The sequence below is a fragment of the Dapis hubbardiae BLCC-M172 genome (genome assembly GCF_050016015.1).
In the GTDB taxonomy this organism is placed as follows: Bacteria; Cyanobacteriota; Cyanobacteriia; order Cyanobacteriales; family Microcoleaceae; genus Trichodesmium.
Genome location: NZ_JBNHEQ010000064.1, coordinates 30018 through 53264, shown reverse-complemented (window position 1 = coordinate 53264; position 23247 = coordinate 30018). Strand labels below are relative to the sequence as shown.

Genomic DNA, 23247 nt, shown 5'->3' with positions numbered 1-23247 from the left:
CTGGACAGGCTTAGTCCCAATTTAATTGATACAAATCCTAATCTCTAGCTAAACTTAGCCTGACATATTATTGCTCTAACTTCTTGCCATAATCATGGCAAAAAATTTTTACATACCTCATAAAAACCTGTCTGTACTTGGTTTCCAAGTCCCCACCATTATATTTCAAAAAAGCAAAAATCAGAAATGCTATGAATAATGACTCTAACTCCTCTCCAGCTAATAATCCCAATTCCAGCCCTACATTAAAAAGTCCCAACGGTACCCAGGAAGCAATTACTCCTGTAAAAACAGCAATAGAGCAGTTAAACCTCATAGACAATGAAATAGAACAAATGCTTCCCGCCTCTGCCACAAATAATGCTTTAGTGGACAATCAAAAATATGAAGGGCCAAGAAATAGATTAGCATCCATTGTCACCCTAGTAGCGATCGCATTGATGATTCTAGGGTTAGCCATGGATAATGTGCTGCTTGGTTATACCAGTGCGGTTGTAGCAATGGTAGCTTCAGTCCGGATGATTTGGCCTAGTTGGGGTAAAGTCTGGAAAACTATGATTCCCCCAGTTTGGCGTAACCTAATCATTGCCTGCTTTGGTATCCTGTCAGCTATTGTAGGTTTACTGATGTTAAGTGGAGCAAACCAAGAACCTGGTAGTCGGAATATCCAGATTAACTGGGATGCCATTGGAGCGGTAGGTGAACTTATTGGTGCATTAGGTCAAATTTTAATTGCAATTATTGCGGTATATGTAGCTTGGCGACAATACGTTATTTCCAAAGATTTGACAATTCAGCAAAACCGCATAACTCAACAACAAACCATTGATGCTTACTTTCAAGGGGTTTCCGATCTAGCAATGGATGAAAAAGGTTTCTTAGAAGATTGGCCACAGGAACGAGCGATCGCTGAAGGTCGTACAGCAGCTATTATCAAAAGTGTAGATGGAGAAGGTAAAGCGAAAATTCTCAGATTTTTATCCCAGTCTAGACTGGTGACACCCATTAAGCGCGATAGATTATTAGGTCGCCCCATACTTGATGGTCAAGGGGGTTATGCTGAAGATAGAGAATATGGTATTCGTGTTATTGATTTAGGAGTAATGTTAGCAGGTGCTGACCTGACAAAAACAGATTTGCGGTGGACAGAATTAAGTGATGCTAATCTGGTAAGAGCTAATCTTGACGGTTGCGATCTGGTAAAAGCGAATTTTTCTCGTACTATTTTATATGAAGCAAGTTTGGTAGGTGCTGACTTAAGGGGAGTAAGATTTTTTTATGGCACTGCTGAAAATGCTACTCCCCGCAGTCGTACTAATGTACCTAACTATCAGACTGGTGTTTACACTGGTGCAGTTGTGGAAAATGTTAACTTTACAGGAGTCAAGCGGTTGTCTGATGAACAACTTTATTATTGTTGTGCTTGGTGTGGGAAAAAAAGTAGAAAAACTATACCAGGTGGTTGTGAAGGTATTCCAAATAAATTGGGGCGTTAGATTTTCGGGAGCTTGGGGAGTAGGGGAGAGAGGGAGTAGGGGAGTAGGGGTAGGGACGTTGCATGCAACGTCCGTACGGGAGAGGGGGAGTAGGGGTAGGGACGTTGCATGCAACGTCCGTACGGGAGAGGGGGAGTATGGGTACTGTCAAGTATAGTCGCAGTTAATTTACAGCGCTTTTCAGATTGATGATTTCACGTTACAACCAAAACAATGTACTGACTAATCATGGTTAATGCTTACTGTAGTCTAGCGAAATGAAAACCGCTGTAACTTCTAAATTCAGAATTCTCAATTCAGAATTCTCAATTCTAAATTCTGATTTCCCAAGCTGCTTCAAAAAAATCTCGTTCGCAGAGCATAGCATAACAGTAAATTGATTCTACTTCTTGAATATTGTCTGCGTAACTGTTTATCACTTTCTCTAACTTTTGCGCTAAGTGTTCAAATTCCTGACTGCTGTAAGTACAAATCCAATCAGAATATTGATGCTCTGGGATTTCCGGTGTAGCTAACTGTTGCCCTAAAAAAGCATAGAGTCGCATACAAGGTGTCATTGCTGTAGCGATCGCCCCAATATTATTACCCCAAGCAGTCGCTAATAAAAAATCTGTGTAACGCCGTGTAGCAAACCCAGGAGTAATATTTTCTAAATTTACTCCCCATTTAGCAGCATAGCTTTGATGCAATTCTAATTCCTCTTTCACCCCACCTGCAAGAGTATGAAACAATTCAAATGTTTTCCATTCAGGAGACTTAGCAGCAGCAATACTGTAAGCACGGGCAAATGCTCTCAGGAAAAAAGCATCTTGCCCCACATAATAGGCAAAACTTTTCTGAGGCAACGTACCGTCAGCAATTCCTTGTACAAAAGGATGAGATAAACAAGCTGTTGCTAAATGTTGATTAGTTTTCCATAGATTATTTGATATCATAATATTTTTCATAGAATAGAGAAAAATGTAAGTTGGGTTTCGTTATTCAACCCAACATCTCTAAGTTTTTTTCTAGACATCCGTTGGGTTGTGCTGGCGCTGAACCCAACCTACTAGACTGACACACCTTAAATAGTGCAATAGTAGGGGCGGGTTTCCCCGTTAAATTAACGAAGCTAAACCTAAAATTAGATAAACCCGCCCCCCAATGATTATCATGTCCGGATAAGAGCGTGATAGAACTCCGTTCCGAGGTGCGCGACCAAAAAACTTTCTCATGCATATACTTTTTTTCTCCCCTCTTCCCTCCTGACTCCTGTACGGGCGTTAACGATAGTTATGCGAAGCTAACGGCCGTTTCGCGGAGCGACATGTTTGCGGAGCATTCCGTCAGGAAAACGCCCCTACGACTCCTGACTCCTCCCTTTTTATTTATAACTATTCAACCGGACATGATGTAACACACAATCTTAGATATGTCAGTCTACCACAATATTACAATTAATCATCCCCAAATGAAATATTCTTTAGTAATTCCTATTTATAATGAAGAGAAAAATCTCCCAGAATTATATCGACGCATCAGTACAATAATGAATAGAATGGATGGAGATGTAGAACTAATATTGATTAACGATGGTAGTCGCGATCGCTCTCTCCAAATTCTCCGAGAATTGCATCAACAAGACTCTCGAATTTGTTATTTAAGTTTTGCTCGTAATTTCGGACATCAAGTTGCTGTTACTGCTGGTTTAAATTTTGCTAGAGGAGAAGTTATTGTAGTCTTAGATGGAGATTTACAAGATCCGCCAGAATTAATTCCCGACTTAATAGAAAAGTGGCGACAAGGTTATCAAGTTGTCTATGCTCAACGCACAAAAAGACATCAAGAAAGTTGGTTAAAAAAGTTGCCTGCTTTTGTTTATTATCGCATTTTAAGACATTTAGCAGATGTGGAAATTCCTATTGATACTGGTGACTTTTGTTTGATGGATAGAGCTGTAGTAGATGTGTTGAATAAAATGCCAGAAACTAATCGTTATATTAGGGGTTTAAGAGCATGGGTAGGTTTTCCACAAACGGCAATAAAATTTGAAAGAGAACCTCGTTTTGCAGGAGATATTCAATATACTTTTGCAAAATCTTTAGCCTTAGCAATTAATGGTTTAGTATCTTTTTCTAAAGTACCTTTACGACTGTCTACTTATGTAGGATTATTTGCTGCTTGCGTAGCTTTATTAATGGCTTGTTTAGTATTATATTGGCGGATTTTTTATCCCGATTCACCATTAACAGGTTTAGCAACAATTATGATGGCAATCTTCTTTTTAGGGGCGGTGCAATTAGTAAGTATTGGAATATTAGGAGAATATATAGGACGTATTTATGAAGAAGTAAAAGGTAGACCCCTTTATACTTTATCTGAAGTTGTAGGATTTGAGGATAGGGATTAAAAAAAGTAGGCAACTATTCAAAAAATTAATGTTGGGTTTCGTGGTTACTCAACCCAACCTACAAAACTATGGTGAGCATTATAATTTTAGAAAAATATATTGGATGGAATATACTGTAGCAAGAATAGTTAGGTCAATGAAGTTTCAGGTAGAGGTTCAATTAACAAATAAGCAGAGATTAGATAGACATTTTTGTAAACACTTAGACTTTCTATGTAAAGTCCCTACATTCGAGGTATTTCCTACTCACAAATAAAGACTAAAACTCGCCTCTCCCTACTAGATATTAACTGTTAGGGAAAGGCAAGTTGATAGAATTATTTCTTAATACTAAAATCTCTAGGAAAACTCAGTCTTAAATATTTTGACGTTGAATAAAATATTTGCTAATTATGGTAAACCATTGCAGGGAGGTGCAGAACTCTTCACAGTATTAGTATTCCCGTAATGATCAGCAGCAATTTCGTTTGCCCTGCTTCTAACCTTATGATAAGCACATACTGCTGCTGGACAACCGTTCATATAATCCTCTGTTGATTCTCCCCCCCAACATTTCCCTTTAGGAGATATAATAATTTTATCTCCTTGACCAGGACATGGTGCCCAACGTGATGATGAATAAAAACAAAGTTTTTGTCCAGTATCAGGATTTGTGTAAGTTTTGGAATTTACTACTTGACCCCAAGGACTACCTCCATACTGTGCTATACTATCAATGTTAGTTAACTCCGAACTAATACTTGTATAATTAGTCTGGGTAGAAAGGTTTTCTGGTAAGTTAGCATTAGCATTTCCAGTTCCTTTAATGACAATTCCACTGATGGCTAATACTGTACCAATTAATAAAATTCTGGCTTTTCTATTCATTGATTTGCTCTAGAAACTAATCCATAATTTTTAACTTTTTTTCATCAGTAAAAATACAGATAGAACAACTGACTAAAGCTAAAAAATTGGTTTGAACTGCTAATATTTATATTATTTTGACCATTAACATTTTGTCAGTCGGAAAATGTCCTGAATTTAATGTCTGAAAAAGTCAGAAAATGTCATATTAAAGTTTATCCAAATAATTAAGTTAGTGAATTTTCTGATTTTAAGGAGATGTAAGTAGGTGAGGTGGGTGGGAAAATTTACAAGTACGTCATTGCGACTGGAACGGAGTGGAAGGAAGCAATCTCAGGGGTTTCGACTGTATCAATATTTCGTTAAATAGTGAAGTTTATTTGCGCCTACCTACTTAGTTATTAATTGTTAATTATTAATTATTAAAAGTATGGATATTCAAGATGTTTTAAAACTTGCTGATCGCCTGGTTTTTAATCATACGGAAAAACACTTGGATGACTTACAAAAAACTATTATTGAAGGAGTTTTTCAAGGAAAAAAGTATGCTGATATAGCCGAAAAGATTCCCTGTAGTGAAGGTTACATCAGAGATAAAGCTTCTGATTTATGGAAGATATTATCAAATTTATCCGGTGAAGATATTAATAAATCAAATTTTTGTTCCGCTCTAGAAAGATTACAATTTTCTGTTCATTCAACAGTCTCTAATTTTGCTAATTTAGGAGTTACGAATAATTTAAGTTTATGTAGCGATCGCCTCACCTCTTCAGAAAATCAAACAAATGGCAAAAAGAGAAACAGCTCGGCAAACAAAAAATCAGAAGACAAAATTACAACCTTACCCAATAAAAATATTAGAGAAGCTCCCGAAATAGGGAAAATTTACGGTCGAATTAAAGAAATATCGACCTTAGAAAATTGGATATTACAAGAAAACAGTCGGTTAATTGGAATATTAGGAATAAGTGGTATCGGCAAAACCACATTATCACGACATCTGCTAGAAAAAATACAAGATAATTTCGACTATATTATTTGGAAAAATCTATATCATGCTCCCACTTTATCAACATTAGTCGCGCAATTAGTCTTATCATTATCAAATCAAATTGATATTAACTTCTCCATATCCGAAATAACAGAAAAAAAATTACTCTTAGATTTAGACCTAGAAACATTATTATCAATATTTTATGAATATTTGCGCAATTATCGGTGTTTAATCATTTTAGATAACCTACAGGCAATCTTAGCAGAAAACAAATTTTCGGGAAATTATCAAAATCAATTTCAAAACTACAGTCAATTTTTTCAAAATATTGGCGAACTCCCTCATCAAAGCTGTTTAATATTCAATAGTTGGGAATCACCATTAGAAATAATCAACTTAACAGATTTGAAAACTCCCGTGAGAATAATGTCATTAAATGGCATTGGGGAAACAGCAAGAGAAATTTTTCAATCACAAAATTTATCCGATGAAGAAAACTGGCAAGAATTAATCAATACCTATCGAGGCAACCCTTACTACTTAAAAACAGTATGCCGCATGATTCAAGAAATATTCAATGGCAAAGTCAGAGATTATTTAGCATACAATAGCCTATTTTTAGGCGATGAAATTATTACCAAATTAGACCGAAATTTTCAAAGATTATCCTTATTAGAAAAACAGGTAATATCCCAGTTAAGTCAGATAGATAAACCAGTCACAGTTACAGAAATTTTAGAAAAATTACCACTATCACCACCCGACTTATTTCAGACAATTCAATTATTAGGAAGACGCTCATTAATAGAAAAAATTACACAAGAAGAATTGACACTATTTACAGTATCGCCTGTAATTAGAGAATATGTAAAAATGCTAGATAAAATTTCTAATTAGTCTAGAGATCATTCTAAATTTGTTTTAGTAATTTGGTTGATTAATGTGTCGGATAAAATTACAGTTTCCTCTTCAAGAGCATTAAATGGCGATATAGCTGCCGCTAGGCTCCGCCAACGCCAGTTTTGGCTATAATAAAAAATAAACCTCTTCAACTTTTCCTGAAAACGAATGAAAAAAAACCAAACGGAACAGTGGGAGCATCTTGCTCCCTTGCTAAGAATTGTTTATCCCCCAAGATTCGATCTCCCAACACTCCCCACCCTCCCCAAACTCTTACTGAAAAATAAAGGTATAAAGCTTCTATTTCAAGAGAAAAAAGAAAAAAATTCCTTTTAGGCAATCCTTCTATTACAGAAGAAGTAATTATCAATTATCAATTATTAATTATTAATTATTAATTATTAATTATCCATTATCAATTATCAATTAATGAACTATTCCCCATCCCCATCATGCGATCGTAAACATGACGAGAAAGTTTAGGGAATATCTCCTCATCTTGAGCATAAGCAGCATCTTCGGCAAAAATTGCCAAAATATAGATAGCTTTATCATCCAAAGTTCTGACAAACGCCACATCCATACGATGTTTAGAAGTGAAACCAACTTTAGAACCAAAATAAATATTAGCAGGTAGAGACTCGCCAAGAAAACCTTTAACTCCATTGTAGGGATCATTCTGCCATGCTTCCGGTTTTAAATCTCTAGTTAACAAATAAGCCATTCTCGTACTATACTTCCGTGAAACTGCCTGCCTGGTATAGATTTCATACATTAACCTGCTAGCATGGTCAGTTGAAATCAAATTTCGCAGAAACTTACCATTTTCCTTGCGTAATTGCCGATCGCGACCAACCGGGCCTGCTTGACTAGGAGAATATCTAGGATAATTTTTTGTACTAACTATTAAACGTTGATAACCTGCTTTCTGAAAAAATTCGTTGACTGATTTTCTTTCTTCTAGCCAAGTATTTAATTTTTCTCCTTCCAATTTAACTCCTGATTTAGTATTAGTAATTGCATCCAAAATTTTACTAGCAGAATCATTATGAGACTTCTGCATCATCAATCTTAAATCTTGATGAAACTTAGATTCATCATCAATTAAACCTTGTTCAACTGCCCCATAAAATGCAGCCATCCAAAATAATTTAGACACACTAGCAGGATATCTCAAAACTTGACCTTGATATCCAGCAAATGTGTGAATATCTTGGTTACTAACATCTATCAAACTAATAGATAAAGCCCCTGTAGGTAGCCCTTTTTCTTCAGCAATATTAACCAATTCATCAACTATTTCTTGTAACTGTGGACTATAACGTTGGTATGGTTGTCTACGAACATTGTAGGCAAATCCTAAATCTTCTGGAGTTTGTTCAGGAACAGGGGGGATGTATGGTGGTACGAGGGTCTCTGATACAGAAGATTCAGGAGTAGGTAGAGGTGTTTCTGAAACTGGGCGACCCCTAAAAGGTAGAGTAATAACCCAACTTACTGTCATTAATACAGCAATTAGAATAAGTATATTTTTATATTTTAACTGTGATAATATTACCTTTATATTTTTAGTTTTAACTGGCCGACGGACTTTAACTGGCCGTTGCTTGACTACCCGATATGATGGACGAACTCGACGACTAAATCTCTGGGGTGGTAGCTTTTCTGCGTGCATTTGAGTAGTATCTCAGAAATATAAGTGATAATAATTTTATTGCTTTTCAGGACTCTACTATAAATAGTATTGAATTTTCAACTATAGTCAGGAAATTGATTTAAAGGCCAGTATCTATAAATGGGATATTGCCATACTCTCCGGGTATAATCTTTGATTTACCGATAAATCAAGGTATAAAGCCTCTCCATTCATGGAGAAAAAAGCGGTCGTTTAGCGTTCCGCACAACTTCGCACTTCGGCTGTCGCCGACATGGAAAGCGGAGCATTCCGTAGAATGAGATGGCGTTTTGCTTCGCAACATATAAAGCGGAGCGGCTCTGCAAGAGCGGGGAACCTCACCATATCCAATCGACCAAGAGAAGAAAAAAATCCTTTTGCTCAATCCTCTGCTTGATAAGAAGAGGTAATTATTAATTATTAATTATTAATTGTTAATTGTTGAATGGGAGCCTTCTGACAATTCAATTTAAGGTAAAGAAATTATGGGAAACTTACCAATTGGTATATTTAATGTAGAGTAGCAATTAGCGCTAGATAAAAACCAAAATATCAACCAAAGTGATGAAAATCAATGTAGGGATATAAGTTAAAATTAACTGTGCTATTAGTTTGATATAATTTATCTCAAACATTTGTAAATTCAAGTTTTAGACTATTGTTTGACTTGTGCCAAATAAATTCCTCAGAGGCGATCGCTTCAACATTTTGCCAATCAAAGCCCTATTCTCACAAACATATCTTCTATAACATCAACATCGTAGGAACAGAAATCAAGGGATTATTTTGATTTGACTAATGTGGAGCATCGGTGTAGATTGCTAAAAATATTTCGTTTATTTATTCATTTGCAGATTTTTGTCCCAATTCTTAAATTCCTGTATCAATCAGAGAAGTTTTAAGGACATAATTAGTCCCCAAAAAAAGTTAAGCCAAAATTTGTCGAGAATAAGAGTTCTGGTAGTTTCAATATTGAAGCAGGAATCCCTGGTTCAAACTACTATAAGATACTAAGTAAAGCTGATATAAATTTTTTATCAAATTTAAAAAAATTATAAGTTATTGCTCTTGATTAGAGCATATAGTTAGATTTATATACATTATAGTATATTGTCATTATATTTGACGCTTATGTAGCCCAAATAATTTATGATTTTGTCAATGATTAGATAGGAATAAATAAGATTAGACATTGGGACTAAGAAAAAAATAAGGTTAAGAACAAATTATGGATAATTTTCTTAAAGTAACACCATCCAATATGGTCATGCCCACAAACTAAGTGCCCAACTTGCCTCTTTAAAAAACAATCTACAAAACGAAACCTGATATCTATTACTTATAAGTCAATAGATAAATTTTGATCTGAAATATCTGAGTAGACAGCAATTAATACAGGATAATATATGCATTAAGTAGTCCCTAAAAATCAGCTGATCAAAGTTATTTGTACTTTGTTAAAATTTTGCTATTTTTTTGCAAAAAGATGTTAAGATAATAGTAACCCGTATATAAGGAGAATTTTAAAGATATGGCCTCAGAAAAGAAAGTAAAAGCAGTAACTGTTCTGCGTAGTGATTCAGACTTTGGTGGCGCCCCAGATGTTGTCAGTGGTGGAAAGACCAAGAAGAAAAAGAAAAAACAGTCTGTAAAAATGGTAGAGGGACCTGTACTCGATCTAGCCAAGCAATTTGATAAGGCAACTACTGCATACCGAGAAGGTCACGAAAAGTCTAATTCCAAGAAAAAAGATGGTTGGATTAAAGATTTTCCTAAGAATACAACAAAGGCTCTAGGTAAATTGAAAATCCCTTTTAACCCCTTTTAAAATCCCTGGTTTATCATAAGTTAGCAGAAGACCCATGCTCTCCTGAAAGGGAGCATTGGGATTAATGTTAATCTCAATGTTACTCTTTATAAGAGTATATGATAAGGTAAATAAGCTTGGTAGGCTAGCACTTTAAGTTGCAGTAGAAACCTAAAATATTGAGGCTTGGGAACACCTATATGTTCCAAGTTCCAATAACTTCAGGTCTAAAAAGGTCTATATACAGCTAAAAGCAAAAAATAGGTGATTTATATTATCTTGTGTGTTAATTATTTTACTCCTAGATAATTTTAATCCCAAAATAACAACCGTAAAAAAATAAAGCCCATAGGTAACAGTCACATTAGTTAGTAAATTTCTTCCTTATTTATTGCTTATTTTGTGGCTAGTTACTAAAATATTCCCAAACAAAATACTAAAATCGAAATCAACAAGTTGGCATGATAAATCTAAAGTAGAATCTTTAAAGAGATAGTAATGCTAGCTGTCGAGTAGATTTTGGATATGTGATGGTATTTAACTGAAAATTTTGATGAGGAGAAATAAAAAATGGTAATGTCAGGAGAAACGAAGAAGCCTCAGGAGGCAAACACTATTATTCTGGAGTTTCCTGCAGCAAAAAGCGATGATATTAAAGACTTGCGTAAGGGTGAAGGAAAGATCTTCAAAAAAATAGCTAAAACTATTGAACAACTACAAGAGGCAGGTGAAATTGGAGAGAATGTACAACCTGTAATAGCTATCGTCAATAAAAAGAAAAAAGACGGTGGTCTCCTAGGTTAAAAATAAAAATAGAAGTTTCCGGGTAGTAAGAACTTAGTAGTGTAGTTCGGAGTGAATAGAATAATTCTATTCACTAAATAAATAGCTATTAAGTACCTAACCGTATAAACTTTTAAAGTACGGAAATTGCATCTAAGCAGTTTCCGTTTATATAGATAATAAATGATCCCATAATCTTTATTAAGGGCATCTAGATAACTAAAACACACAAATAAATCAAACACCTCAGTCACACAAGGAATTGAAATAGATCAAGTGAAGATACTATTAGTTTGTACAGAAAAATTACCAGTACCTTGTATAAGAGGTGGAGCTATTCAAACATATATAGATGGTATTCTACCTTACCTAAAACGAGAGCATGAAATTACAGTATTCTCAGTGGCAGACCCCGATCTACCAGATAGGGAAATTAGAGACAATATTCGCTACGAGCGTGCTCCTAGAGAAACTTCTGAGGAATACTATCAAGCTGTAGCCAATTTTGTAGGAGGCCAAAAATTTGATTGGATAGTAATTTACAATCGCCCCAAATATTTATCCATAGTAGCTAAGGCAGCTCCAGAGAGTCGCTTTCTACTTAGTATGCACAACGAAATGTTCCATGATAAGAAAATTGACCCACAAGAGGCAATTATCTGCTTGGAAAGAGTAGAAAAAGTAGTGACAGTCAGTAAATTTATTGCTGATGGGATAGCAAAATTATTTCCAGAATATAAACACAAGCTACAACCTGTATATGCTGGAGTAGACCTCAAACGCTTTCAGCCTAAGTGGATAGAAGCGGCAGAAGAAAAACGAAAAGAAATGTTGGCTGTTCATGGTTTAGAAGATAAACAAGTAATCCTTTGTGTGGGTAGATTAACAGATAAAAAAGGACCTCATCTGTTAATATCTGCGATCGCCAAAGTAATAAAAAAACACCCATCTGCTGTATTATTGCTAGTAGGTAGTAAATGGTACGGTCATAATAAGGAAAATGATTATGTCCGTGAAATTAAAGCAGAAGCCGAAAAATTGGGACCAGCAGTTCAGATGACAGGATTTATTCCACCATCTGAAGTTGCAGATTATTTCCTATTAGGTGATATATTTGTATGTGCATCTCAATGGGAAGAACCTCTAGCTAGGGTGCATTACGAGGCAATGGCTAGTGGACTATGTACTATTACTACTGCTAGGGGAGGCAACCCTGAAGTAATTATTCCAGGTAAAAATGGTATTGTAATCACAGACTACGAAAATTCTGACGCATTTGCTACTCAGATAGACTACTTATTGTCAAGGCCAAAAGAGAGTGAAGAAATGGGAAGAACAGGACGCGAGCTAGCTGAATTATATTACAGTTGGTCAAGGGTGGCTTGGGATATTTTGAGTATCATTAATGATTCAAAATCAACTACTTTAGATACACTGGGGCTAATAGAGCAAAATAAAGAAGCTGGATAGCAAAATAAAGAAGTTGGATTAAAGATAAAGCCGATTTTTTCCTAACTTCAAATTAGGGTGAATCAAATTAGGAATTAGATAAAATCCTCCAGTTATCAACAAGTTATTGCATTTACTACTCTACTACTAACTATAGTCTAAAAAAGTTTCCTTGCTTAAATTCTTCCTTTTTTCTTAATGAATGCATGACTTTTGACCTTCTCTGTCATACGATAACTAATGAGCCAGATTTATATCAAGTCCTAAAACCTAGAACAATGAATATTTGTATTGGTTGATTTTATGAAGGAACAACAAAAGAGCGACCTAATAGCAATTATTGGCATTGCTTGTCGATTTCCAGGAGCAGATGACTATAACCAGTTCTGGGAAAATATGGAGGCAGGAGTAAATAGCATCACTGAAATTCCTCCCCAAAGATGGGAAATAGAAAAGCATTATTCCCCTATTCCTAATCAACCAAATAAGACAATAAGTAAGTGGGGAGGATTAGTAAAAGGGATAGATGAGTTCGACGCAGAGTTTTTTAGTATCTCTCGTAGAGAAGCAGGAAAAGTAGACCCACAACATAGAATTATGTTGGAATTGAGCTGGTCTTGTATAGAAGATGGAGGTTACTCACCATCTGAACTTTCAGGTAAAGATGTAGGTGTTTTTATGGGGGCGTGTAACTATGACTCCATTCTATTAATGAACCGAGATCAAGAAAATGTAGAAGGTCATAGTGGAACAGGGACTTGGACTTGTATGATTCCCAACCGCATCTCTTCATTTTTTAACTTTCACGGTCCAAGTATTCCCATTGATACAGCTTGTTCAAGTTCACTGGTAGCTATTCATTACGCACTTAAATCCCTCAAAGAATCAGAATGTGAAATGGCATTAGTAGGTGGGATAAGTGTGTTATTCACCTCAACAACATACATCCAGATGAGTCAATTGGGAATGTTGTCGCCAACAGGACAATGCCGAACATTTAGTAGTGATGCTGATGGTTATGTGAGGGGAGAAGGAGCAGGAGTTGTATTATTAAAACCTCTGACAAAAGCAATAGAAGATGGCGATCGGATTTATAGTGTCATTCAAGGAAGTGCAATTAATCACGGAGGAAGAGCAAGAACCATAACATCTCCTAATGTGTACTCCCAAGCGCAAGTAATTCGTGCAGCCTATAGTAACGCTAATATTTCTCCAGATACAGTATCTTATATAGAATCCCATGGAACGGGCACACCATTGGGAGACCCGATAGAAATTAATGCTTTGAAAAGAGCTTACAGACAACTTTATCAGCAGTATGGAGTAGAAAAAACTGAGAAACCCTACTGTGGTATAGGAGCAGTCAAAAGTAACGTAGGTCATTTGGAAGGAGCAGCAGGAATTGCTGGATTAATCAAAGTCTTATTAGCAATGAAGTACAAAAAGCTCCCCAAAATTGTCAACTTCAAGGAATTAAATCCCCGCATTAACATTAAAGATACTCCTTTCTATTTCATAGAGGAAACTCAAGAATGGAAACGATTAAAAAATGAATCAGGAGAAGAGATTCCTAGACGTGCAGGTTTAAGTTCTTTTGGTATCGGCGGCGTTAATGCTCATATTGTATTAGAAGAACCCCAAGAAGAAGTCAAAAATGAAGATTCTCTAGAGCGCCCGCTACAGATTTTAACACTTTCAGCGAAGACAGAGAAAGCACTAAGGGAACTAGCAACAAAATATAAGACTTATTTAGAATCACAAACTGAATCATCCCTACCAAATATCTGCTTCAGTGCTAATACAGGGCGGACACATTTTGCCGAAAAACTGGCAATAGTAGCAGAGTCAAACAGTGATTTACCAAAAAAATTAGCAGATTTTCTTCAGGATAATGAAACAAGCAGAGTGCTAAGAGGAAAAGCAGAAAGTCAAGACAAGGAAATTGCTTTTCTGTTCACTGGACAAGGGTCTCAATATATAGATATGGGACGACAATTATATGAGACTCAACCCACATTTCAAAAAATTCTAGACCAATGCAATGAAATTCTGAAAGAATATTTAGAAGTACCTTTATTAGAAGTTTTATATCCTCAAAATGCACAAAATTCAAGCTCTTTACTAGACCAAACAAGTTATACCCAACCTGCTCTGTTTGCCCTTGAATATGCTTTAGCTAAGTTATGGGAATCTTGGGGGATTAAACCGAATGTGGTGATGGGTCATAGTGTAGGAGAATATGTAGCAGCAACAGTAGCAGGAGTATTCAACTTAGAAGATGGTCTCAAATTAATCGCCATGCGGGGACGGTTGATGCAAAAGTTACCCCCCGGTGGGGAGATGGTGTCCTTGTTAGCATCAGAATCTCTAGTGAGAGAGGCGATCGGAGAATATAGTTCCCAAGTAGCAATAGCAGCGATTAATGGACCAGAAAGTATCGTGATTTCTGGTGAAAGTGAAGCCATAGCAAGTATTTGTAGTAAATTAGAATCGGCAGGAGTTAAGACCAAGCATTTACAAGTGTCCCATGCGTTCCATTCCCCTTTAATGGAGCCAATGTTGTCAGAGTTTGAAGCAGTAGCTAATCAAATAACCTACAACAAACCAAAAATACCAGTAGTATCCAATCTCATAGGAACAATAGCAGACGATAGTATTGCTTCAGCCCAATATTGGGTAGATCATGTGCGTCAACCAGTGCGGTTTGCCCAAGGGATGGAAGCTTTGCACAAACAAGGTGCTGAAATATTCCTGGAAATCGGACCAAAACCGATATTATTAGGTATGGGGCGTCAGTGTCTCATGGGGACAAAAAAACTATGGTTTCCAAGTTTACGTTCCGGTAAACCAGACTGGTTACAAATGCTGCAAAGTTTGGGTGAATTGTATATACGGGGAATAAAAATTGATTGGTTAGGATTCGATCGCGATTATTTGCGTTATAAAGTAGCTTTGCCAACATATCCTTGGCAACGAAAAAAATATTGGCCTAGCAATATTCAACCAAAGAAAAATCAAGTTCAAAATAGCTCTGAAATTAAGGAAAGCGATCGCGAGCAAGCTGCTCGCCCTACAAATTTAGAAAAAAGGGATACTCCCGATATACAGCAACCAAAACTGAAATTATCCAACCCAGCCCTACTGTCTTTCCCGAAAACTACAGTAGCCCAACAACAACCAGCCAAAAGAGAATTGGCTCAATTAAAAGTTCTACCAACTCAGGAAGAACTTCCTCAAATAACCCAGCAATATCTTGAAGTAAAAAATCAAGATATTGTTATTAACCAAGAACCAACACAGGAGCCAAAAACTATGAATAGAGAACAAGTTGAACAACTGAAACAAGAGTATGAAGAAAAAGGATACTGTCAAGTCAAAAAATTATTTGATATTTCAGAAATAAAAAGAATCCAAGAGACATTGGACAATGCCAAACAAGCAAGTAATATCTCCGCAGAAAAAGTAAGCATGAAACTGGGGGGAGTGGATGATATTGATACCACAGATCATGCTTATGACTTAGTGAAATACGATTTTGTATCTTCCTTTATCCAAGAAAAGCTGGCTCTGCTGAATTACATCACAGGCAAAAACTTGATGATCATGCACAACGCTCTATTTTCGGTGGAACCAAACCGAAAAGGATTATCTTGGCATGTGGGAGTCGGTTCATTTTCATTTACCAAAACAGAAGACTATGGTGCTTCTATCTGGATACCACTAGATATAATCACTAAAGAATATCGAGGTGGAATGCAATATGTGCCACTCGAAAAATTTCCTGGTCAGTTTTATTACACTGTTTTTGACTTACATTTACAAAATAATATTAAGTGGGATGAATCTCAAGGAGATTTGAATGACTATGTTGCCAACGCGAATACTATCTATAATAATATTCAGGAAGATGTAATAGATTATACTATCAAAGATAGTTATGAAGAAGACCCCTATGATCTTGGGGATGCGTTTTTCTTCAATAAATATGTCTTACATAGATCAGTTCCATTAAAACCGGGTTTACATAAGTTACGTCGTGCTTTTGTAATTCGACTGGTAGATTATGACACACGGGTAGATGAGCAGCGATTGGGTTTATTCTCAAAATACTCTCAATTGCATTCGAGATACTACAAAACTCTACCTCGTTACAACAAAGATAGTGTTTTAGTAATGGTTTCCCGTGCCGTTAATAAAGGGTTAAAATCTCCCTACTTACGAGACATTCCTCATGTGCAACAAACCTTACCAGAAAGAATGGCAACTGGATCTATCAGTTTTGATGAAATATCAAGCACTCCTTCTCCCAGAGATTCAGTTCCTCAAACTCAGCAACCTTTAAGAACATTACAACCACTGACTCAACCCCAGGTAAATCAGGTAAACATATCAGAAGTAAAGCAGGTCCTCAAAAAGCAGTTAGCAGAAGCCCTGTATACAGATATCAGCGAAATAGCCGAAGACAAGAAATTTGTGGATTTAGGGTTAGACTCAATTATTGGGGTAGAACTGACAAATACAATTAATCAAATTTACAACTTAAACCTCAAAGCCACGAAGTTGTATGATTATCCTACTTTATTAGAGTTAGCGCCATATATTGCCCAAATCTTATCAACTCAGGGCACAAACTCCCAAGTTAATCAGGTAGGTTCGGTTCCTCAAACTCAGCAACCGTTAAAAACTTTACAACCATTGCCTCAAACTCAGGTAAACCAGGTAAACGTATCAGAAGTAAAGCAGACTCTCAAAGCACAATTAGCGGAAGCTCTTTATACAGATATCAGCGAAATAGCCGAAGATAAGAAATTTGTGGATTTAGGGTTAGACTCAATTATTGGGGTAGAATTGACAAACACAATTAATCAAACTTACAACTTAAACCTCAAAGCTACCAAGTTGTATGATTATCCTACCTTGTTAGACTTAGCGCCATATATTGCCCAGGAAATTGCTGCTAGTGGCAACAGTAAATTAACTCAAGGTAATGGCAATGGAGCTGCTCCCCAAGGATATTCACCAAATAACGGTTCATCAGGAGCATCTTCAGATGAGATGAGTCAAAAAGAACGCTTGCGTGCGATCCTAAATAAGGTGGCTAATAATGAGTTGACTGTCCAGGAGGCAAACCAACTGGTTAAACAGATCAAACAACAGGCTAGAGTTTAAAAATAAATTTTAAGAGAACGATATGAGCAAAGAACAAATACTCAACATAATTAGAAAATACACTCGTGAAATAGCACCAGAATTAGAAGAAGTTCCCTTAGAACCTACTGATAGTTTAAAAAACTTAGGTATAGATTCAGTTAATCGGGCCGAAATTATTATGATGGTGATGGAAGATTTATCCTTGAATATTCCCCGTATTGAACTAGCTGGAGCGAATAATATTGGCGAACTAGCTGATTTATTTGCAGCGAAGTTATAGTATTTCCTTATGATTTCGATGTTATCTGTCATTAGATATCTCCAGAAAAGAGGGAACAGGGAACAGGGAACAGGGAACAGGGAAAAGGGGGGAGTAATTGATAATTTATGGATAAGAATTGATTTGATTTTTCATTTTTGGAGAATTCTATTAGTCAGTTAAAAAACAGGGAGAGCTAGTATGAATGATATCAAGATAACTGGTATGGGTATTGTGACTCCCATTGGTCAAGGAGTTAACGCATTTAGGGAAGCTCTATTCTCGGGCAAAACTAAATTTAGTTATCTGCAACGACCAGGAAGAGAAAACCCTAGTAAACCATTTATTGGTGCAGAACTGCCAGAGCTTGATATCAGATCCCTATTTCCTCAATACAGTGGATTGTTACGCAGTGCAACTTGGAGTTCACAAATAGCCCTGGTCGCGATCGCCCAAGCCTGGGAAGATGCTAAACTAACCTCTGACAAAGTTAACCCCGAACGTATTGGTTTAGTCATTGGTGGTTCTAATTTGCAACAACGCCATCAGCAACAAATCTGGCAACGTTATCAATCACGTCCTGAATTTATACGGCCAACTTATGGCCTGACAGTTTGGGATACTGATATCTTGGGGTTACTTTCCCAATGTTTTCAGATTCAAGGAGAAGGATACAGTGTTGGTGGAGCATCTGCTAGTGGAGCAGTCGCTATTATTCATGCAGCTCGCCAAATTTTAACAGGGGCGACGGATATCAGTATTGCCGTAGGTAGTCTGTTTGATCTCTCTGCTTATGAATGTCAGGGACTAACGAATTTGGGAGCTATGGGTAGCGAACGTTTTGCCGATAGTCCAGAACTTGCCTGTAGACCATTTGACCAGAACCATGATGGTTTTATCTATGGAGAAGGTTGTGGAGTTTTAGTCCTAGAAAGAGCTGATAGCGCTCAAGCAAGAGGAGTAGTTTCTCAGGGAAAACTTCTGGGTTGGGGGTTAAATTTAGATGGTAATCGTAGTCCTGAACCATCCCAAACAGGGGAAGAACGAGCCATGAATTCAGCTTTAGCTATGGCACACTTAAAACCAGAGCAAATAGATTATCTCAATACTCATGGTACAAGTTCGCCCCTTGGTGACAGGACAGAAGTAGCTGCCTTAAAATCTGTAGGACTTAACCATTGTCTGGTAAATTCAACTAAATCTTTAACTGGTCATTGTTTAACGGGTGCTGGAGTGGTAGAAGCGATCGCTACTTTATTACAAATGAACTCTAGTTTTTGCCATCCAACCCATAATTTAATAGACCCCATTGATAATAGCCTAAATTGGGTCAAAGAAACTGCTGTCCAAGCAGAAATTCAATATGCTATAAGCAACAGTTTTGCTTTTGGCGGCATCAATACAGCTCTATTAATGAGCAAGGAGTAAAGCTATGCAGCAAGTTGGCATTGAAGCCTTAAATATATACGGAGGCGCAGCAAAATTAGATGTGCGAACCCTGGCCGAAGGACGTAAATTAGACTGGGACCGCTTCAAGAATCTAATGATGAAAGAGAAAACGGTTCCTATGCCTTATGAAGATCCGGTTTCTTATGCAGTTAATGCAGCCAAGCCAATCATTGATGGCTTGAGTGATGCTGACAAGCAGCGGATAGAAATGGTAATTACCTGTAGTGAGTCTGGCATTGACTTTGGGAAATCTATGAGTACTTATGTCCAGGAACATTTGGGTCTAAGTCGTAACTGCCGAATGTTTGAACTCAAGCAAGCTTGTTACTCAGGGACAGCGGGCTTGCAGATGGCAATAAACTTTATTTTATCCCAAACATCTCCTGGAGCTAAAGCTTTAGTTATAGCAACTGATATATCTCGGTTTATAGTTGCAGAGGGAGGAGAAGGGGTTAGTGAAGATTTGTCTTTTGCAGAACCGAGTAATGGTGCTGGAGCAGTTGCTCTTTTGGTAAGTGATGTACCTCAAATTTTTCAAGTTGATGTAGGATGCAACGGTTACTATGGCTATGAAGTAATGGATACCTGTAGACCGAATCCAGATTCAGAAGCAGGAGATGCAGATTTATCATTGCTTTCTTACCTAGACTGTTGTGAAAATGCCTACCAACATTATCAAAGCCGTGTTGAAGGTGTAGACTACCAAGAAAGTTTTGATTATTTGAGTTTTCATACCCCTTTTGGTGGTATGGTTAAAGGTGCTCATAGAAGTATGATGCGTAAATTTAAAAGGGCTAAACCGCCGGAAATTGAAACGGACTTTCAAAGAAGGGTAATGCCTGGGTTAGTATACTGTCAACAAGTGGGCAATATTATGGGAGCAACAGTGCTTTTATCCCTAGTCAGTACGATTGACAATGGTGAATTTAGTGCCCCTCGCAGAATAGGGATGTTTTCCTATGGTTCTGGTTGTTGTTCCGAATTTTTTAGTGGGGTTGTGACTCAAGAAGGCAAGCAAATTCAAGCTCAACAAGGTATATCTGCCCAGTTGGCAGACCGCTATTCTATAAGTATGGAGGAATATGAGCAATTACTCTATCATAATAATGCAGTTGCCTTTGGCACCAGAAATGTAACCTTGGACTATCAACTTTTCCCTGGAGTCTGGGATAAAATAGCAGGTAAGGGTCGATTAGTCTTAAAAAGAATCAAGGAATTTCACCGAGAATACGAATGGGTATAGCTATTTTATTAATTGATAATGGATAATTAATAATTGATAATTACCTCTTAAAAGCTGAGAGCCGAAAAAAAACACGATCAATCCAGGTTGACAAACCATTGAAAAAGCTATAGTATTATGTATTATCAAACCCTAAAGATAAGTCATAAAGCAGTTGTACAAAGAATTCAAATCTATCGTCCAGAAGCTAACAATACCATCAACAACCAACTAACTCAAGAATTATTGTCAGCTTTACAAGGGGCTGACGCGGAGGAAACAGTTAAAGTAGTTATCCTAGAAGGACTACCTGATGTGTTTTGTGCAGGGATGGATTTTCAAGAAGTAGCAGGTGCCGAGGGGATAGATCCAAAAATAACTTTAAATGGTTACTACAACATCCTGAAACAAATGGCTCAAAGTAGCAAAGTAATTTTGTCACTTGTGCGTGGGAAAGTGCAAGCGGGGGGGATGGGTTTTGTAGCAGCAAGCGATCTAGTTATTGCCGATGAAACTGCTACATTTGCCAATACAGAACTATTATTTGGTTTATTGCCAGCTTGTGTATTGCCATTTTTGATTCGGAGAATAGGATATCAAAAAGCCTACCGTTTATCACTAACAACTCAAACAATATCAGCAGAAGAGGCTTATAACTGGGGTTTAGTTGATGAATATAGCAACGATACTAATAAAATAGTAGGTAAATATATTAGACGTTTAAAATGCTTACCATCATCAGCAGTCAAAGAATTAAAAGACTTAACTAATAAGTTATGGATTATTCAAGCAGAAACTCAAGAATTAGTAGTTAACAAAGCTGCTGATATGATACTTTCTACTACTGCGAAAGAAAGAATTGGACAATTTGTAAAAAATGGGGGACTTCCATGACAAAGCTGAATTTTAATCAGGACTCAGTAAGTAACAATTCTGAAGTGGTAGAACTGGCAGAATTAGGCAATGGTGTTGTGCAAATCACAATGAAAGATGAGAAGACTAAGAATGGTTTTTCTCAGGGAATTGTTGAGGGATTACACAAATGTTTTAATGCAGTTGCGCAAAACCAGAACTATAAAGTAGTTGTTTTCACCGGTTATGGTAATTATTTTTCATCCGGAGGGACAAAAGAAGAGCTAATTAGATTTTATAACAAAGAATATACAATTAATGAGTTCAATTTTTTCAGGGTAGCACTAGACTGTGAAATACCAGTAATTGCAGCTATGCAGGGTCACTCAATTGGTGTGGGGTTGCTTTTAGGTTTATATGCTGACTTAGTTGTCTTAAGTAAAGAAAGCATCTATACAGGTAATTTCATGAGATATGGTTTTACACCAGGCATGGGGGCTACCTTTCTCTTACCAGAAAAAATGGGTTTTGCTTTAGGGCAGGAGATGATGTACACTGCCAAAAACTATAGGGGTGATGAATTAGTAAAAAGAGGTGTCAGTTATCCAGTTTTACCAAGAGCGGAAGTATTAAACTTTGCCATTGAAATGGCGAATACAATTGCAGAAAAACCGAGATTATCTTTAATCACCTTCAAGAATCACTTAACCTCAAGAATTAAGAAAGAGCTTTCAGAATTTCTAGATGAAGAGTTAGCTATGCACGAAATAACTTTTCATCAACCAGAAGTAAAGAGTAGGATAGAGAGAATTTTTAGCGAAGTAACAATTATGAGAGGGAAATCCGACAATGTGAATGTGAATCAAGAAGCGGTTAAACAGGAAGTACAGAAAAATAAACAGAGTAATCAACCATTTCAATTAAGTATACCTAGTTACGGTTTGTTAAAGAATTTAACTTGGATTCCTTTGGAGGATCAGGTTCCTGGTAAAAATGAAGTCAAGGTTAAAATCAAAGCTGTACCAGTTAATTTTAGGGAAGTCCTGAACGTACTAGGTATGTTTGAAGAATATAACACCAAAAGATATCGCTCTGGTATTATTAGTGTGGAAAATCTCACCTTTGGTGTTGAAGGTGTGGGTACTGTTGTCGCAGTGGGTTCAGAAGTGTCCCAGTGGAAAGTCGGCGATGATGTAATATTAGTTTATCCAGGTAATGCTTTCAGTAGTTTCACTATATGCTTGCCATATGACTTAGTAGCTAAACCTTCTAATCTAAATATGGTAGAATCATCTACTATTTTTATATCCTTTATCACAGGATATTATGGGTTGCATGAGTTAGCCAAAATTCAGCCAGGAGAACGAGTATTAATTCATGCAGCTTCAGGTGGTGCGGGACAAGCGGCACTTCAATTAGCTCAATTCTTTGGGGCAGAAGTATATGCTACTACTAGCCCACAGAAGATGGATATTCTGCGGGAACAGGGAGTTAAGCACATAATGAATTCTCGAACTACAGACTTTGCTAGTGAGGTAATGGAACTCACTCAGGGGCAAGGAGTAGATATAATTTTTAATAGCTTGACTCATGGAGAGTATATCCCGAAAAATATAGATATCCTGGCGAAAGGAGGACGATATATTGAAATTGGTAGGCTGAATATATGGACTGACGAGCAAGTCTATGATAGACGTCCGGATATAAAATATTTTCCTTTTGATTTATCAGATCAAATTGGTCAAAACAATAATCAACTTGTTTCCGAGATGTGGGCAAGTTTGAAATTATTGTTTGAGTCTGGTAACATAAAACCATTACCTTACAAAGGATTTTCAAGTGAAGATGTTGTTGAAGCATTCCGTTGTATGCAGCATCGTAAGCATATTGGCAAGATAGTTGTAACTATGCCAGAGTTTGATTATAGGGAAGAAGGAGAAGAAGTGAATAGTTACCAGCAAAATAATCAAGACCA

At 36.8% G+C, this 23247-nt stretch carries 15 protein-coding genes; 12 read left to right on the top strand and 3 right to left on the bottom strand.

The window, feature by feature from the left end; genetic code table 11:
- Window positions 1-191: 191 nt before the first annotated feature.
- Window positions 192-1496, top strand: a complete 1305-nt coding sequence (locus ACP6PK_RS06475; protein ID WP_094674109.1) for a pentapeptide repeat-containing protein — start codon at window positions 192-194, stop codon at window positions 1494-1496.
- Between the two features lie 311 nt (window positions 1497-1807).
- Here ACP6PK_RS06475 and ACP6PK_RS06470 read toward each other — a convergent pair whose 3' ends face one another.
- Window positions 1808-2431 carry a TenA family protein gene (locus ACP6PK_RS06470; protein WP_426558771.1) on the bottom strand — a complete coding sequence of 208 codons (624 nt, stop codon included), beginning with the start codon at window positions 2429-2431 and terminating at the stop codon, window positions 1808-1810.
- 476 nt (window positions 2432-2907) lie between these two features.
- Between ACP6PK_RS06470 and ACP6PK_RS06465 the strand changes: the two genes are divergently transcribed.
- Window positions 2908-3885 (top strand): glycosyltransferase family 2 protein, encoded by a 978-nt coding sequence (locus ACP6PK_RS06465; RefSeq protein WP_426558769.1) that lies wholly within the window; start codon window positions 2908-2910, stop codon window positions 3883-3885.
- A 390-nt stretch (window positions 3886-4275) separates the two neighbouring features.
- Here ACP6PK_RS06465 and ACP6PK_RS06460 read toward each other — a convergent pair whose 3' ends face one another.
- Window positions 4276-4752 (bottom strand): hypothetical protein, encoded by a 477-nt coding sequence (locus ACP6PK_RS06460; protein WP_426558767.1) that lies wholly within the window; start codon window positions 4750-4752, stop codon window positions 4276-4278.
- 409 nt (window positions 4753-5161) lie between these two features.
- On the opposite strand from ACP6PK_RS06460, the gene ACP6PK_RS06455 reads away from it, so the two are divergent.
- Window positions 5162-6622 carry a helix-turn-helix domain-containing protein gene (locus ACP6PK_RS06455; RefSeq protein ID WP_426558765.1) on the top strand — a complete coding sequence of 487 codons (1461 nt, stop codon included), beginning with the start codon at window positions 5162-5164 and terminating at the stop codon, window positions 6620-6622.
- A 418-nt stretch (window positions 6623-7040) separates the two neighbouring features.
- Here ACP6PK_RS06455 and ACP6PK_RS06450 read toward each other — a convergent pair whose 3' ends face one another.
- Entirely contained in the window at window positions 7041-8300 is a 1260-nt protein-coding gene (locus ACP6PK_RS06450; RefSeq protein ID WP_426558763.1) for a serine hydrolase, read from the bottom strand.
- 1531 nt (window positions 8301-9831) lie between these two features.
- On the opposite strand from ACP6PK_RS06450, the gene ACP6PK_RS06445 reads away from it, so the two are divergent.
- The 9 genes from ACP6PK_RS06445 to ACP6PK_RS06405 form a co-directional block, all read left to right on the top strand.
- Entirely contained in the window at window positions 9832-10128 is a 297-nt protein-coding gene (locus tag ACP6PK_RS06445) for a DUF6312 domain-containing protein (protein ID WP_426558761.1), read from the top strand.
- A gap of 549 nt (window positions 10129-10677) precedes the next feature.
- On the top strand, window positions 10678-10911 hold the full coding sequence (locus tag ACP6PK_RS06440; protein WP_094678764.1) for a DUF6200 domain-containing protein: 234 nt from the start codon (window positions 10678-10680) through the stop codon (window positions 10909-10911).
- 255 nt (window positions 10912-11166) lie between these two features.
- Entirely contained in the window at window positions 11167-12360 is a 1194-nt protein-coding gene (locus tag ACP6PK_RS06435; protein ID WP_426558759.1) for a glycosyltransferase family 4 protein, read from the top strand.
- 282 nt (window positions 12361-12642) lie between these two features.
- Window positions 12643-17508, top strand: coding sequence for a type I polyketide synthase (locus ACP6PK_RS06430; RefSeq protein ID WP_094678768.1), 4866 nt, complete (start codon window positions 12643-12645; stop codon window positions 17506-17508).
- Between the two features lie 22 nt (window positions 17509-17530).
- Window positions 17531-17770, top strand: a complete 240-nt coding sequence (locus tag ACP6PK_RS06425) for an acyl carrier protein (protein ID WP_094678770.1) — start codon at window positions 17531-17533, stop codon at window positions 17768-17770.
- Window positions 17771-17950: 180 nt separating this feature from the next.
- Window positions 17951-19177 carry a beta-ketoacyl synthase N-terminal-like domain-containing protein gene (locus ACP6PK_RS06420; RefSeq protein ID WP_426558756.1) on the top strand — a complete coding sequence of 409 codons (1227 nt, stop codon included), beginning with the start codon at window positions 17951-17953 and terminating at the stop codon, window positions 19175-19177.
- A 4-nt stretch (window positions 19178-19181) separates the two neighbouring features.
- Window positions 19182-20441, top strand: a complete 1260-nt coding sequence (locus ACP6PK_RS06415; RefSeq protein WP_094678774.1) for a hydroxymethylglutaryl-CoA synthase family protein — start codon at window positions 19182-19184, stop codon at window positions 20439-20441.
- A gap of 117 nt (window positions 20442-20558) precedes the next feature.
- Window positions 20559-21314, top strand: a complete 756-nt coding sequence (locus ACP6PK_RS06410; protein WP_426558753.1) for an enoyl-CoA hydratase/isomerase — start codon at window positions 20559-20561, stop codon at window positions 21312-21314.
- A partial coding sequence (locus ACP6PK_RS06405) for a polyketide synthase (protein WP_426558751.1) occupies window positions 21311-23247 on the top strand: 1937 nt, incomplete at its 3' end. The genes ACP6PK_RS06410 and ACP6PK_RS06405, both read left to right, overlap by 4 nt.